The organism is Mesorhizobium sp. WSM1343 (assembly GCF_055901535.1).
The window spans coordinates 1,851,280-1,864,068 of record NZ_CM148370.1 but is presented as its reverse complement, the minus strand read 5'-3'; the positions used below and the strand labels follow the sequence as shown (position 1 = coordinate 1,864,068).

Genomic DNA, 12,789 nt, shown 5'->3' with positions numbered 1-12,789 from the left:
GAAGTACGTGAGCACCGGAAGCGCAGGAAGCCGCCGTTTGCAGACCAGCCCCACCTGAATATCAGCATATCCTAAAGGGATGCGTCGGTCAGCGACTTCTCCAGCCCCGACAGGTGAATGCCGCACTCGGTCTTGGCATGACCGGCCCAGCGGCCGCTGCGCGCGTCCTCGCCCGGCTGCACCGGCTGCGTGCACGGGAAGCAGCCGATCGACAGATAGCCATAAGCGACCAGCGGATTTTCGCGCAGCGCATGCGCGCGCATATAGTCGGCCTGATCCGATGTCGTCCAATGCGCCAGCGGATTGATGCGGATGCGCGGCCCGACCGCCTCGAACACCGGCAGCGCTGCCCGCGTCTCGGCCTGAAAACGCTTGCGGCCAGTGAGCCAGGCACGAAATGGCGCGACACCGCGCGCCAGCGGCTCCACCTTGCGCACGTCGCAGCAGGCATCGGTATCGCTTTGGTGCAGATTGCCCGTCGGATCGATCCGTTCGAGTGCTGCTTCCTCGGGTTTGATCACCCTTATGTTGGTCAGCCCGAAATCGGCGGCGAGCGCATCGCGATAGCCGAGCGTCTCCTCGAAATGCTTGCCGGTGTCGAGGAAGATGACCGGCAGCGTCCGGTCGATCTTGGCGATCATGTGCAGCAGCACGGCCGAATCCGCGCCGAACGACGACACCGCCGCGATCTCGTCGAGGAACAGTTCGCGGGCCGAGCGTTCGATGATCTCGAGCGGCTTCAGATGACCATAGAGCGCATCGAGCCCTGCCGCTTTGGCGGCGATGCCGTCATCGACGTCTCCAATACGGTCAAGCGGCCTTGGCTTCGCCAGCATAGAGCGCCTCCTTGAACGGCGCGGGACCGACTCGGCGGTAGGCGTCGATGAATTTCTCTTGTGGGTCGAGCCGAAGGCCGAGATAGGTCTCGACGATCTGTTCGATGGCGTCGGTGATCTCTTCCGAAGAGAAGCCGCGGCCGATGATCTCGCCGACCGAGGTGTTCTCGTCGGCCGAGCCGCCCAGCGTCACCTGATAGAGTTCGGAGCCCTTCTTCTCGACGCCGAGGATGCCGATGTGGCCGACATGGTGATGACCGCAGGCGTTGATGCAGCCGGAGATCTTCAGCTTCAGTTCGCCGATCTCGCGCTGCCGCTCAAGCGAGGCGAAGCGGCGCGAGATTTCCTGCGCGATCGGGATCGAGCGCGCCGTGGCCAGCGCGCAGTAGTCGAGGCCCGGGCAAGCGATGATGTCCGATATCAGGTTGGAATTGGCCGTCGCCAGGCCGATGCCGACCAGCGCATCATAGACCGCCTTGAGGTCGGCGCGGGCCACATGCGGCAGGATCAGGTTCTGCTCATGGCTGACACGCAGCTCGTCAAAGCCATATGTCTCGGCGATGTCGGCGATTGCGTCCATCTGGCTGTCCGAGGCGTCGCCGGGCACCTCGCCGATGCCCTTCAGCGAGATCGTCACAGCCGCATAATCGGGATGGCGGTGCGTCACGACATTCTGGTCGAGCCACTCCGAGAACCCCTTGGAATCGAGCCGCGCCAGCTTGACCGCCTGGTCGCCTTCCGGCCGCTCAGCGAGTGCCGGTGGCGCGAAATAGGCCTCGATGGCGCGGATATCGGCTTCCGGCAGCTTCAGCTGGGCGTCTTTCAACTCTTGCCACTCGGCCTCGATTTGGCGGGTGATCTCCTCGACGCCGGTCTCATGGACGAGGATCTTGATGCGCGCCTTGTACTTGTTGTCGCGGCGGCCATAGAGGTTGTAAACGCGCAGGATCGCCGTGCAGTAGGACAAAAGGTCGGCTTCCGGCAGGAAGTCGCGGATTTTGCGGGCAACCATTGGCGTGCGGCCTTGGCCGCCGCCGATATAGACGGCGAAACCGAGTTCGCCGGCGGCGTTCTTCTTCAGGTGCAGGCCGATGTCGTGGGTCTGGATGGCGGCGCGGTCGCGCTCGGCCCCCGTCACCGCAATCTTGAACTTGCGCGGCAGGAACGAGAATTCCGGATGCACCGACGACCACTGGCGCAGGATTTCCGCGTAGGGACGCGGATCGGCGACCTCGTCGGCGGCAGCGCCGGCGAAGTGGTCGGCGGTGACGTTGCGAATGCAATTGCCGCTGGTCTGGATGGCGTGCATCTCCACGCTTGCGAGATCGGCCAGGATCGCCGGAATGTCCGACAGCGCCGGCCAGTTGAACTGGATGTTCTGGCGCGTGGTGAAATGGCCGTAGCCCTTGTCGTATTTGCGGGCGATGTGGCCGAGCATGCGCAGCTGCTTGCCGTTCAGCGTGCCATAGGGCACCGCGATGCGCAGCATGTAGGCATGCAGCTGCAGATAGACGCCGTTCATCAGCCTCAATGGCCGGAACTGGTCCTCGGTGATCTCGCCGGCAAGACGGCGCTGCACCTGGTCGCTGAACTCGGCGACGCGGGCCTGGACAAAATCGTGGTCGAACTCATCGTAACGGTACATGCTTGGTCTTTCAGGGCGCGTCCGCCCATGCCTGGTGTCTTGGTTATGCTGCCCGCGCAGCCTGCTTGCCGAGATCGTTGCGGATGGTCGGGCCGGCGGCGCGGATCTTCTCGCGCAGCCGCACCGGTTGGACGACGCCGTTGACGACTTCAGCGTCGATCAAATTGACGTCGACCACTTCGTTGGCGGCATAGGCCTTGGCGCCGATCGCCTCGAGCCTGTCATCGGCTGCCTTGTCATGGGCGAGGTCGGCATGATCCACCGTCTCGGCCCAGCCGCCATCGGCGTACCAGACGGCGATGCCGTCGGTGAGGCGGTTGGCGGTCAGTATCTTCATTGCTGAACTCCTTCGGCGACCGAACTGGACGCGCCTTCATGCCTGTGTGCCGCCAGCGGCTCGGACCGTTCAAAGTTGGCGCCGGCGACCGCATCGCCGATGATGGTCATGACCGGGCCGGAAAGATCGGCGCGCGCTTCCAGCGACGGCAGGTCGGCAAGCGTGCCGTGGAAGCGCCGCCGGTTGGCGAGGCTGGCATTCTCGACCACGGCCACCGCAGTGTCCGGCGACAGGCCGGCCTCGATCAGCCGCCCGGCAACCTCGGCCGCCACCGAGCGGCCCATATAGACGGCGACGGTGGCGCCGGAAATCGCGAGCTTGGCCCAGTCGGGCAGCGAATTGCCCTTGAGGTCGTGGCCGGTGGTGAACACCATCGACGAGGAGACACCGCGCAAGGTCAGCGGCAGTTCGAAATCGGCGGCGGCGGCAAAGGCCGCGGTGACGCCCGGGACCACCTCATAGGCGATGCCGGCGTCGCGAAGTGCCGCCATCTCTTCGCCGGCCCGGCCGAACACCAGCGGATCGCCCGACTTCAGCCGCACGACACGCTTGCCTTCACGGCCAAGCTCGACCAGCAGCGCATTGATCTCAGCCTGGCTCTTGGTGTGGCAGCCCTTGCGCTTTCCGACCGGCAGGCGCTCGGCATCGCGGCGACCCATGGCAACGACCGCCTCGGGCACAAGGGCGTCATGGACGATGACATCGGCTTCCATCAGCAGACGATGGGCTCGCAAGGTCAATAGATCCTCGGCGCCCGGACCGGCGCCAACCAGCGCGATGTGACCGCAAGCGGGCGTGTTCGACAGCAGAAGATCGACGGCGGCGTCATGCGCCTGCGAAAGCTGGCCGGCTTCAGCCGCGCGCGCAGGAGCGCCAGCGAAGAAATCATTCCAGAAGCGGCGGCGGGCATTGCCTCTCGGCAGCAGCTTCTCGGCAGCCCCGCGAAACGAAGCCGCAAGAATTGCCAGCGGCCCGAGCGACGGCGACAGCATGCGGTCGATGCGGCCGCGCAACATCTGGGCAAGCACCGGGCCTGCACCCTCGGTGCCGATGGCGATGGCCACCGGCGCACGGTTGACCAGCGCCGGGGTGAAGAAATCGCAAAGCTCAGGCCGATCGACGGCATTGACCGGAATGCCTAGGCGGCGCGCATCCGCGGCCACCCGGCGGTCGAGTTCCTCGTCGCCGCTGGCGGCAAACACCATGACCGCGCCTTCGAGCTGCGACGCCTCGTAAGTCGCGGCAAAATGCGTCGCGCCGGCCTGGGCGACGAAGGCGAGCAGGTCGGGCTCGGCGTGTTCCGCGACGATCCGCAGGACCGCGCTCGACTGTCCGATCAGCCGCGCCTTGGCCAGCGCCTCTTCGCCGCCCCCGACGATGGCCACAGCTTCGCCCTCAACCCGCATGAACACGGGGAAGGCGTTGAGCTTGGGAGCAGTGTGCGACATGGACGCGAGCGGAATCCTCAATGAGCTTGCAGTTCTACGCGCGAGCGCGAGAAACCAGAAGGAACGCACTCGCGCATCCCTTATCGGGATGCAATTGCTTTTCTGAAAGCATCCCGGCCAAGAGAAAAATATTTCTTATTTACAGATAGAGCGGATTCAAGCTGCTGTCGCAGGCCTTGATATGTGGCTCTTTTAGCGCCCGGCGAGAAAAGCCGCAAAACTGTTTTTTCTAAATTCTACCAAGTTAGTAGATTAAAGTCGCGACCTCGGGATAGCCAGAATGTCCAACGCCGACTTGGCTGCCGACTGGAACATTACCGGCTCGAGGTGCGTTCTCAAAAGGCCCGTCATGTCGGATCGAAATCCGGCTGCGGAATGCCAACTAAAGTCGCCACGCGGCTAAAAAGGAGCCCTGTCATCATGAACACAATCATACTCAAGCACGGTATCTGGGTGATCGTGGCCGATGGCGAGAAGGCGCTTTTCCTCAGGAACGCCGGTGACAACAAATATCCGAATCTCGAGGTGGTGCAGGAAATGCAGCAGGACAACCCGCCCACCCGCGAGCAAGGCAGTGACAGCCCCGGCCGATACAGTGATGGTCCCTCCGTACACCGCAGCGCAGTCGAGGATACGGACTGGCACCGCATCGGCAAGGAGCGTTTTGCCGATGAAATCGCCGCCCGGCTCTACAAGCTCGCGCATGACGGCGAGTTCAGCGAGATCGTGCTCGTCGCGCCGCCGGTGGTGCTTGGGACAATGCGCAAAAAGCTGCACAAGGAGGTCGGGGACAAGGTGACCGCCGAAATTCCCAAGACATTGACCAACCATGCCATACCGGAAATCGAGGCCTTGCTGCGGGCAGCCTGATCATCGATCGGCCCTGACGAATCGAGACGAATAGCTCCGCACAAATTCCGATCCGGCCGGCAGCTTTCTCAGCTGCCGGTCAAATTTTCGCGGCAGCGCCGTCGATTTCACGGCTTTGCGGGTTGCATCGCCGACATACCATCCACCATATTGCAAACAGGCGGCGGCCTTGGGCGGCGCTCATCCAACATCGCTGACTTGAAAGGCGCTCCATAGACAATGCCGCATGACACGCCCCTTATCGCCACCATCGTCGCCGGTCTGGGGCTGGCTTTCGTCTTCGGGGCTCTCGCCAACCGCTTCCGCATTCCGCCCCTGGTCGGTTATCTCATAGCCGGCGTGCTGGTCGGGCCGAACACGCCCGGCTTCGTCGCCGATGCCGGGCTTGCCAACGAACTGGCCGAAATCGGCGTCATCTTGCTGATGTTCGGCGTCGGGCTGCACTTCTCGCTCAAGGATCTGCTGTCGGTGCGTGCCATCGCCGTGCCGGGCGCCATCGTCCAGATCGGCTTTGCCACCGCGCTTGGCGCTGGTCTTGCCTGGATGCTCGGCTGGTCGATGGGCGCGGGGCTGGTGTTCGGCCTGGCGTTGTCGGTCGCCTCGACCGTGGTGCTGCTGCGTGCCCTGCAGGAACGGCGGATGATCGAGACCGAGCGCGGTCGCATCGCCGTCGGCTGGCTGATCGTCGAGGATCTGGCCATGGTGCTGGCGCTGGTGCTGCTGCCGGCGCTCGCTGGCGTGCTCGGCGGCCAGGAGCAGGCCGACGCCCATGCCAGCGGCCTGCTGTCGCTGCCGGCCAGCTACGGCATCTGGGGCGTCGTCGGCATCACACTGGCCAAGGTCACCGCTTTCGTCATCGTCATGCTGGTGGTCGGCCGCCGGGTCATTCCCTGGATCCTGCACTATGTCGCCCATACCGGCTCGCGCGAACTGTTCCGGCTGGCGGTTCTGGCCATCGCGCTCGGCGTCGCCTTCGGTGCGGCCAAACTGTTCGGTGTCTCGCTGGCGCTGGGCGCCTTCTTCGCCGGCATGATCATGAGCGAATCCGAACTCAGCCACCGCGCGGCGGAAGAATCGCTGCCGCTGCGCGATGCCTTCTCCGTGCTGTTCTTCGTCTCGGTCGGCATGCTGTTCGACCCGTTCAGCCTGATCAGCAATGGTTGGCCGATCCTGGCGACGCTCGCCATCATCGTCATCGGCAAATCACTGGCCGCGTTCGCCATCGTTGTTGCCTTCGGCTATCCCATCGCCACGGCGCTGATAATCTCGGCAAGCCTCGCCCAGATCGGCGAGTTCTCCTTCATCCTGGCTGAACTCGGCGTCGGGCTGAAGCTGCTGCCGGAACAGGGCCGCGACCTCATTCTGGCCGGTGCGATCCTGTCGATTGTCCTCAACCCGCTGATGTTCCTGGCCATCGACTGGATGAAGCCGTGGCTGGAACGGCGCGCCGCCAGGACGGCACCACCGGTCGAGGCAAAACCGGTTGGTCCGGCGACGGAGCCGGGCCAGGTAGCCTCTGTCGCGGCAACGATGAAAAAGGAGGACGGGCCGCCGCCTAAGACGGCACTCACCGGCCATGCCATCCTGATCGGCTACGGCCGTGTCGGTGGCCTGGTCGGCTCGGCGCTGAAAGGCGCGGCAATGCCCTTCCTGGTCATCGAGGACGCCGACAAGACGCTGGCGAAGCTGAAAGCGGACAGCGTCGAGACCGTCGCCGGCAATGCGGCCAATGCCGAAGTGTTCGCCGCCGCCAATCCCGAGGGCGCCAGCCGGCTGATCCTTGCGATCCCCAATGCCTTCGAAGCCGGCCAGATCGTGCTCCGCGCGCGCGCCGCCAATCCCGCTATCAACGTCATCGCCCGTGCCCATTCCGATGCCGAGGTCGAACATCTCAAGGGTTTGGGCGCCGATACGGTGATCATGGGCGAGCGCGAGATTGCGCGCGGGATTGTGGAAGAAGTTCTCGGTTCCAAACCGGAGTTGAGGCGCGAAACCGCCGAGCCGTCGGTGGCCTGAGTCCCAAAGCCCAAGCTGCACTCTCGCACGCTGGCAACGTGATCGGCTCGACCACCCTTTCAAGCGAGCATCACGCCACGAATGCAGAGCCGCCATTTTGCGCGATACCGCTGAGGTATTTGGCCGGCGGCTTCCCAAGCGCCTTCTTGAACATGGTGATGAAGGCCGTAACGGAACCATATCCGAGATCGCCCGAGACCTGCTGGACACTCTTGCCGGAAGCCAGTTCCCGAATTGCAACGATCAAGTGCAATTGCTGGCGCCAGCGCCCGAAACTCAGCCCCGTCTCCTTTGCCATAAGGCGGGCGAGGCTGCTCTCGCTGAGCGCGATGCGGTTGGCCCATTCCGCCAGTGTGCTGCGGTCGGCAGGGTCTTGCGCCAACGCTTCGGCGATCCTGTTCAAGCGTGGCTCGGACGAGATCGGCAGGTGCAATTGCTGGACAGGCATGCGTGGCAATTCGGTGAGCAGCATCTTGGTCAAGAGTTCGCCCCTCGCCCCGTCATCCTCCACCCGGTCGGAAAGCTCGATGATCAATTCGCGCAGCAGGGGCGAGATTGAAAGCGTGCAGCACCGCTCCGGCAGATCGGCGGCTCCCGGCTCTATGTAGACGAAGAAAATCCGGGCGTTGGCGGTTGCGACATTGCTGTGCTCCATGCCGCCGGGGATCCACACCCCGCAATGCGGCGGCACCATCCATAGACCGCTTGGAACGCGGCATGTGACGCCGCCGCCGAGTGCGAAGACGAGTTGGCCTTTGCGGTGCCGATGGGCGGGGACTTCCGCTCTGGTGTCGGGGATGTCGACGCGCACGGCAATCGCCGGCGCGGCAGGGTCATCCACATCGAGATCGAGCCAGGGGTAGCTGAGGGGTTGTCTCATGGTTGACTGTTATTAGCGATTAAACGCCATGATAGCTAAATTCTTTAACGGCGAAAGTCGATAAGCTCCGGCTCGTACTCAGCTTGCCGTGCTTTTCCACAGCAAGCTGGCACCGACAAGCCAGCAACAAGGTATGCCATGCTCGCCCTGGTCATCTCTCCCGAAAGCGCGACCGGGTTGAGGCTCGCCGACATCGCCGAGCCTCAACCGGCTTCGAACGAAGCGCTTGTCTCTGTCCACGCAACTTCGTTGAACCGGGGCGAACTGCGCCTGCTTGCCATACGCCCCGAGGGCTGGACACCCGGCCAGGACATCGCGGGGATTGTCGAACGAAGAGCAGCCGATGGTTCCGGGCCAGCCGTCGGCGCCCGGGTTGTTGCTTTGGTCGACGAGGCCGGTTGGGCCGAACGCATCGCAGTCCCAATCGACCGTCTCGCCGTCCTGCCGGATGACGTCAGTTTCGTTTCCGCAGCCACGCTTCCTGTCGCCGGTACGACGGCACTAAGGACTCTACGCCATGGCGGCGACCTCGCCGGCCAGCAGGTCTTGATCACCGGTGCAAGCGGAGCGGTCGGCCGTTTTCAGATCCAGATCGCCCGCGAGCAAGGCGCCTCGGTGACGGCAATCGCCGCGGCCCGGCACGCCGACGATCTCCGCGGTCTGGGAGCCGAGCAGGTTGTCGAAGCGATCGATCTGGCCGAGGGGCCGTTCTCGCTGGTCACCGAGTCGGTCGGCGGCCAAAGCCTCGCACGCGCGATCGAACGTATCGCACCTGGCGGGACCATCGTCATGTTCGGTTCGAGCAGCGGCGAGCTGACGCCCGTCGGATTCCGCCAGTTCGTTCCGGATCATGAAGGGGCAAGGCTTCAGACTTTTGCGTACTACACGTCTGGTCCAGGCATCGGCGAGGACATCGCCTCACTGCTCGCTCTGGTCGCAGCCGGCCGGCTCGAAACGCGCGTGGCCTTGACGGCGCCGTGGACAGACGTCGCTCAAGCGCTGGACGCACTGCGCCAGCGCAGCTTCAGCGGCAAGGCTGTTCTCACCATAACAGGATGAGCATCCTGTTTTGTCACACGTGCTGGCCGCCATTGATGTGGATTTCCGAGCCAGTCACATACGACGCCTGCTGCGAGCACAGGAAAAAGATGATGTCGGCGACTTCGGCCGTGGTGCCGAGGCGCCTGAGAGGAATGGTCTCGACGATCTTGTCCGTGCCCGGCGACAGGATCGCGGTATCGATTTCGCCCGGCGCGATCGCGTTGACGCGGATGCCGTGCGGACCGAAATCATGCGCCATCTCGCGCGTCAGCGAGCCGAGTGCCGCCTTCGATGTCGCGTAGGCCGTGCCGGCGAAAGGATGCACGCGGGTTCCGGCGATCGAGGTTACGTTGACGATCGAGCCCTTGGCCGCCGCCAGTTCCTTGAACAGCCCGCGCGCCAGCATGATCGGCGCGAAGAAATTGACCTGGAACACGTCGCGCCAGACATGCATCGGCGTGTCGATCGAATTCATGCGGCTGTTGCCGTCCTTGAGCTTCGGCGAAATGCCGGCATTGTTGACCAGCGCATGCAACTGGCCGCCATGCGCTTCCAGCCGGTGGCGAATTTCGGAGACGGCGATGCCGACATCCTCCTGATCGGCGAGATCGACCTTGATGTGGTCTTCCGGCCCGGCCGGCCACGGGCAGTCCTCGGCGAAAGCCTGCCTGGAGCAGGTGATGACGCGCCAGCCCTCGCGCGAAAAACGCTTGACGGTGGCGTGGCCGATGCCGCGGCTGGCGCCGGTCAGCACGATGGTCTTTCGGGTGTCGAGTTCAGTCATTTCAGGTCTCCAGCCGGCAGATGTAGCCGAACGCCGCCGAGGTGGCGAGAGGCCGAAATGTCACCATTCACCTCAAAGGAGGAACCGGGAAGCCGGCTCGCCGTTGGTCCTTGAATGCGGAAAGGGCGCGGGGTTCTGAATCAATCTATCAGGACAAAGCCATGACACAGACAGCACCCCTCGACATCGCCACTGCCTTCACCAAAGCGTGGACAGGACACGACCTCGAAAAGGCAGCATCCTATGTCGCCGACGACGTCGTTTTTGATGGGCCGATGCAACAGTCGACTGGCAAGGCCCCCTACCTCGAGGGCCTGACCAAACTTTCACAGGATGTGACCGGTGTGCGCATGATCGCGGCCTTCGGAGACGACCACCAGGCGCTGCTTATGTATGACTTGATGACAGAGTCGTCCGGCGCGCTTTCCTGCGCCAAGCACCTCACCATCAGCGACGGCAAGATTCACAGCGACAAACTGACCTTTGACAGCAAGAAGCTGGGCAGCGCCAAACCAAAGGCGAATTAGCGGGTCTACTCAGCCGCCAAGGAGGTCGAGGATCGAGGTCTGCCGCTTCTTGCGCGGACCGCCGACGTCGCCTGGCGGCACCGGGTGCTTGATCGATGCGGTGGCGCCGTCATCCTCCGGCATGGAAAGGCCATCGGCATCGACGGTTTGGGCGGGACGGGCCGCGCGGACCGGCGCTGGTGCTTGGGCAACCGGCGCTGCTGGCCGCGCCGGTGCCTGCTGGCTGACCGACGTGGACGGAACCGGCGCCGTGTTGTTCGCCGAGGGTATCTCGTCGGGGACGATTGTGTCGGCCGGCGTCGATTTCCAGGTGCCGGGCAGCGGCCGCACCGGCACACCCTCGTGGGCCGCAACCATGAACTCGTGCCAGGCCTGCGCCGGCAGTGCGCCGCCGGTGACCTTCTTCATCGGGCTGCCATCATCATTGCCGAACCACACACCGGTGGTGAGGTTGGCGGTGTAGCCGACGAACCAGGCGTCGCGCGAATTCTGACTGGTGCCGGTCTTGCCGGCCGATGGCCAGGCGAAAGCCGCTTTCCGGGCAGTGCCGATCTCAACCGTGCCCGTCATCATCGAGTTCATCATGCCGACGATCTCAGGCTTGACGACGCGCGGCGCGCTGCCGCCGCCGCTGTCGTAAAGCACTTTGCCCTCGGTGGTCGTCACGCGCCGGATGAAATGGATTTCGGGCTTGTAGCCGCCATTGGCAAAGGGGACATAGGCCGATGTCAACTCCAGCGGCGTCACTTCCGAAGTGCCGAGCGCGATCGAGGTGTTGGCTGTCAGGTCGGACTGGATGCCCATGCGGTGCGCCGCCTCGACAACCGCGTTCGGCCCGACCTCCATGGTCAGCTGCGCTGCCACCGAATTCAGAGACTTGGCCAGCGCGGTGGCCAGCGTCACCTTGCCGAAATACTTGCCGCCGTAATTGTCGGGCGTCCAGTTGCCGATCTTGATCGGCGCATCGTTGCGGATGCTGTCGGGCGTGCGGCCGGCTTCAAGAGCGGCCATATAGACGAACGGCTTGAATGCCGAGCCCGGCTGGCGACGTGCCTCCGAAGCACGGTCGAACTGGCTGGTCGAATAGTCGTAGCCGCCGACCATGGCGCGCACCGCACCGGAATCGTCGATCGACACCAGGGCGCCCTGGCTGACGTTGAGTTTCTTGCCGCTGTCGTCGATCAGCCTGCGGATCGATTGCTCGGCGAGCTTCTGCAGGTTCAGGTCGACGGTGCTGTCGATGACGATATCGCCGCGTACGTCGCCGATCAGGTCGGGCAGTTCCTCCATGATGGTATCGGCGACGTAATTCTCCGAGCCGGTCCAATAGGAAGGCGCACGCGTTGCCGGCGCGCTCATCGCCGAGGTCAGTTCCTTGGCGCTGATCTTGCCCTCGTCGCGCATGGCGGCAAGCACCAGCTGCGAGCGTTCCTCGGCGGCCTTCGGATCGCGTGCCGGGGACAGCCGCGACGGCGCCTTCAGCAGGCCGGCAAGCAATGCGGCTTCCGACAGGGTGACGTCGCGCGCGCTCTTGCCGAAATAGCGGCGCGAGGCGGCTTCGACGCCATAGGCGCCAGAGCCGAAATAGACCCGGTTCAGGTACATTTCGAGGATCTGGTCCTTGGTGTGCTTGTGCTCCAGCCATAGCGCCAGCAGCACTTCCTGCACCTTGCGCTCCAGCGTGCGGTCGGGTGTCAGGAACAGGTTCTTGGCCAATTGCTGGGTCAGCGTCGAGCCACCCTGCGAGAAATGCCCGCCAAGCACATTGGTGACCATCGCGCGGGAAAGCCCGATCGGGTCGATGCCGAAATGCGAGTAGAAGCGCCGATCTTCGATGGCGATGACGGCTTCCGGGATATAGGGCGACATTTCGTGCAGGCCGACCGCCTCGCCGCCGCTCATGCCGCGATTGGCGAGCAATTGGCCATCTGCCGAGACGATCTTGATGTTGGGGGCGCGGTCGGGAATCGACCAGGTCGTCGCCGCCGGCATCTTGGCGCCGTAGTAGATGACGATGCCGGCCACGGCGATGCCGCCCCAGATGGCGAGCACGAAGCACCAGTAGAATAGCCGGCCGAGCACGCCGAACAGGCCGCGCCGGCTTCTGCCGCGCTTGACCCGCGACGATTTCCCTTTGGCCGGCTTGCGTTTTGCGGAGGCTTTGCGATTGCTCGGCACGACGCGATCCTCCTCGTTCACCGAAAGACCCGCCGAGGACCGCGCCTGCGGCGGCCCCTCGAAACTGGGTTCGATGCGACTGTCTCTGCGGTTCGCCATGCGCTGTGCTTGATGTCCCCGATGCCTATGGCGTTCGGGTTGAAGAGTAGATGCGGCGATTTAAGGGCGGGTTAAGTCGTGTTCGAATGCCGGCCTTGGGGTTGGGCAGCCAAAAAGGCCAGCGTCTG

Annotated in this window: 11 protein-coding genes; 4 read left to right on the top strand and 7 right to left on the bottom strand. The window is 64.0% G+C overall.

The features are described 5' to 3' along the window. Nucleotides 1–71 precede the first annotated feature (71 nt). The 4 genes from AC0NIL_RS09005 to cysG are packed head-to-tail and all read right to left on the bottom strand — an operon-like array spanning nt 72 to nt 4,266. Nucleotides 72–836, bottom strand: a complete 765-nt coding sequence (locus AC0NIL_RS09005) for a phosphoadenylyl-sulfate reductase (RefSeq protein WP_013529564.1) — start codon at nt 834–836, stop codon at nt 72–74. Beyond that, a complete protein-coding gene (locus AC0NIL_RS09000; RefSeq protein ID WP_013529563.1) occupies nt 811–2,481 on the bottom strand; it encodes a nitrite/sulfite reductase in 1,671 nt (556 codons plus the stop codon). The genes AC0NIL_RS09005 and AC0NIL_RS09000 overlap by 26 nt, the downstream gene beginning before the upstream one ends. 43 nt (nt 2,482–2,524) lie before the next feature. Then, nucleotides 2,525–2,818 (bottom strand): DUF2849 domain-containing protein, encoded by a 294-nt coding sequence (locus AC0NIL_RS08995; protein WP_013529562.1) that lies wholly within the window; start codon nt 2,816–2,818, stop codon nt 2,525–2,527. Beyond that, entirely contained in the window at nt 2,815–4,266 is a 1,452-nt protein-coding gene (gene cysG, locus AC0NIL_RS08990; RefSeq protein ID WP_473572585.1) for a siroheme synthase CysG, read from the bottom strand. The genes AC0NIL_RS08995 and cysG overlap by 4 nt, the downstream gene beginning before the upstream one ends. A 420-nt stretch (nt 4,267–4,686) precedes the next feature. On the opposite strand from cysG, the gene AC0NIL_RS08985 reads away from it, so the two are divergent. Together AC0NIL_RS08985 and AC0NIL_RS08980 are read left to right on the top strand one after the other, a co-directional pair. Next, nucleotides 4,687–5,136, top strand: coding sequence for a baeRF12 domain-containing protein (locus tag AC0NIL_RS08985; RefSeq protein WP_013529560.1), 450 nt, complete (start codon nt 4,687–4,689; stop codon nt 5,134–5,136). A 219-nt stretch (nt 5,137–5,355) separates the two neighbouring features. Next, complete coding sequence (locus AC0NIL_RS08980) at nt 5,356–7,152, top strand: cation:proton antiporter domain-containing protein (RefSeq protein ID WP_473572586.1); 1,797 nt, start codon at nt 5,356–5,358, stop codon at nt 7,150–7,152. Nucleotides 7,153–7,222: 70 nt separating this feature from the next. On the opposite strand, the gene AC0NIL_RS08975 is transcribed toward AC0NIL_RS08980, so the two are convergent. Then, entirely contained in the window at nt 7,223–8,032 is an 810-nt protein-coding gene (locus AC0NIL_RS08975; protein ID WP_473572587.1) for an AraC family transcriptional regulator, read from the bottom strand. Between the two features lie 138 nt (nt 8,033–8,170). Here AC0NIL_RS08975 and AC0NIL_RS08970 point away from each other — a divergent pair, with 138 nt between their 5' ends. Continuing rightward, the gene (locus tag AC0NIL_RS08970) at nt 8,171–9,091 is read left to right on the top strand and encodes a zinc-binding dehydrogenase (RefSeq protein WP_473572588.1); all 921 of its coding nucleotides are present in this window, start codon (nt 8,171–8,173) and stop codon (nt 9,089–9,091) included. 13 nt (nt 9,092–9,104) lie between these two features. Here AC0NIL_RS08970 and AC0NIL_RS08965 read toward each other — a convergent pair whose 3' ends face one another. After that, entirely contained in the window at nt 9,105–9,857 is a 753-nt protein-coding gene (locus tag AC0NIL_RS08965; protein WP_013529556.1) for an SDR family NAD(P)-dependent oxidoreductase, read from the bottom strand. Nucleotides 9,858–10,018: 161 nt separating this feature from the next. On the opposite strand from AC0NIL_RS08965, the gene AC0NIL_RS08960 reads away from it, so the two are divergent. Next, the gene (locus AC0NIL_RS08960; RefSeq protein WP_027161316.1) at nt 10,019–10,384 is read left to right on the top strand and encodes a nuclear transport factor 2 family protein; all 366 of its coding nucleotides are present in this window, start codon (nt 10,019–10,021) and stop codon (nt 10,382–10,384) included. Between the two features lie 9 nt (nt 10,385–10,393). Here AC0NIL_RS08960 and AC0NIL_RS08955 read toward each other — a convergent pair whose 3' ends face one another. Continuing rightward, nucleotides 10,394–12,661: a transglycosylase domain-containing protein gene (locus tag AC0NIL_RS08955; RefSeq protein WP_473572589.1), complete on the bottom strand. Its 2,268-nt coding sequence runs from the start codon at nt 12,659–12,661 to the stop codon at nt 10,394–10,396. Nucleotides 12,662–12,789: the final 128 nt, after the last annotated feature.

What these genes read in the sequence shown, in the direction of transcription:
- AC0NIL_RS09005 (WP_013529564.1), bottom strand. Translation starts at nt 836, where the DNA reads ATGCTGGCGAAGCCAAGGCCGCTTGACCGTATTGGAGACGTCGATGAC.
- AC0NIL_RS09000 (WP_013529563.1), bottom strand. Translation starts at nt 2,481, where the DNA reads ATGTACCGTTACGATGAGTTCGACCACGATTTTGTCCAGGCCCGCGTC.
- AC0NIL_RS08995 (WP_013529562.1), bottom strand. Translation starts at nt 2,818, where the DNA reads ATGAAGATACTGACCGCCAACCGCCTCACCGACGGCATCGCCGTCTGG.
- cysG (WP_473572585.1), bottom strand. Translation starts at nt 4,266, where the DNA reads ATGTCGCACACTGCTCCCAAGCTCAACGCCTTCCCCGTGTTCATGCGG.
- AC0NIL_RS08985 (WP_013529560.1), top strand. Translation starts at nt 4,687, where the DNA reads ATGAACACAATCATACTCAAGCACGGTATCTGGGTGATCGTGGCCGAT.
- AC0NIL_RS08980 (WP_473572586.1), top strand. Translation starts at nt 5,356, where the DNA reads ATGCCGCATGACACGCCCCTTATCGCCACCATCGTCGCCGGTCTGGGG.
- AC0NIL_RS08975 (WP_473572587.1), bottom strand. Translation starts at nt 8,032, where the DNA reads ATGAGACAACCCCTCAGCTACCCCTGGCTCGATCTCGATGTGGATGAC.
- AC0NIL_RS08970 (WP_473572588.1), top strand. Translation starts at nt 8,171, where the DNA reads ATGCTCGCCCTGGTCATCTCTCCCGAAAGCGCGACCGGGTTGAGGCTC.
- AC0NIL_RS08965 (WP_013529556.1), bottom strand. Translation starts at nt 9,857, where the DNA reads ATGACTGAACTCGACACCCGAAAGACCATCGTGCTGACCGGCGCCAGC.
- AC0NIL_RS08960 (WP_027161316.1), top strand. Translation starts at nt 10,019, where the DNA reads ATGACACAGACAGCACCCCTCGACATCGCCACTGCCTTCACCAAAGCG.
- AC0NIL_RS08955 (WP_473572589.1), bottom strand. Translation starts at nt 12,661, where the DNA reads ATGGCGAACCGCAGAGACAGTCGCATCGAACCCAGTTTCGAGGGGCCG.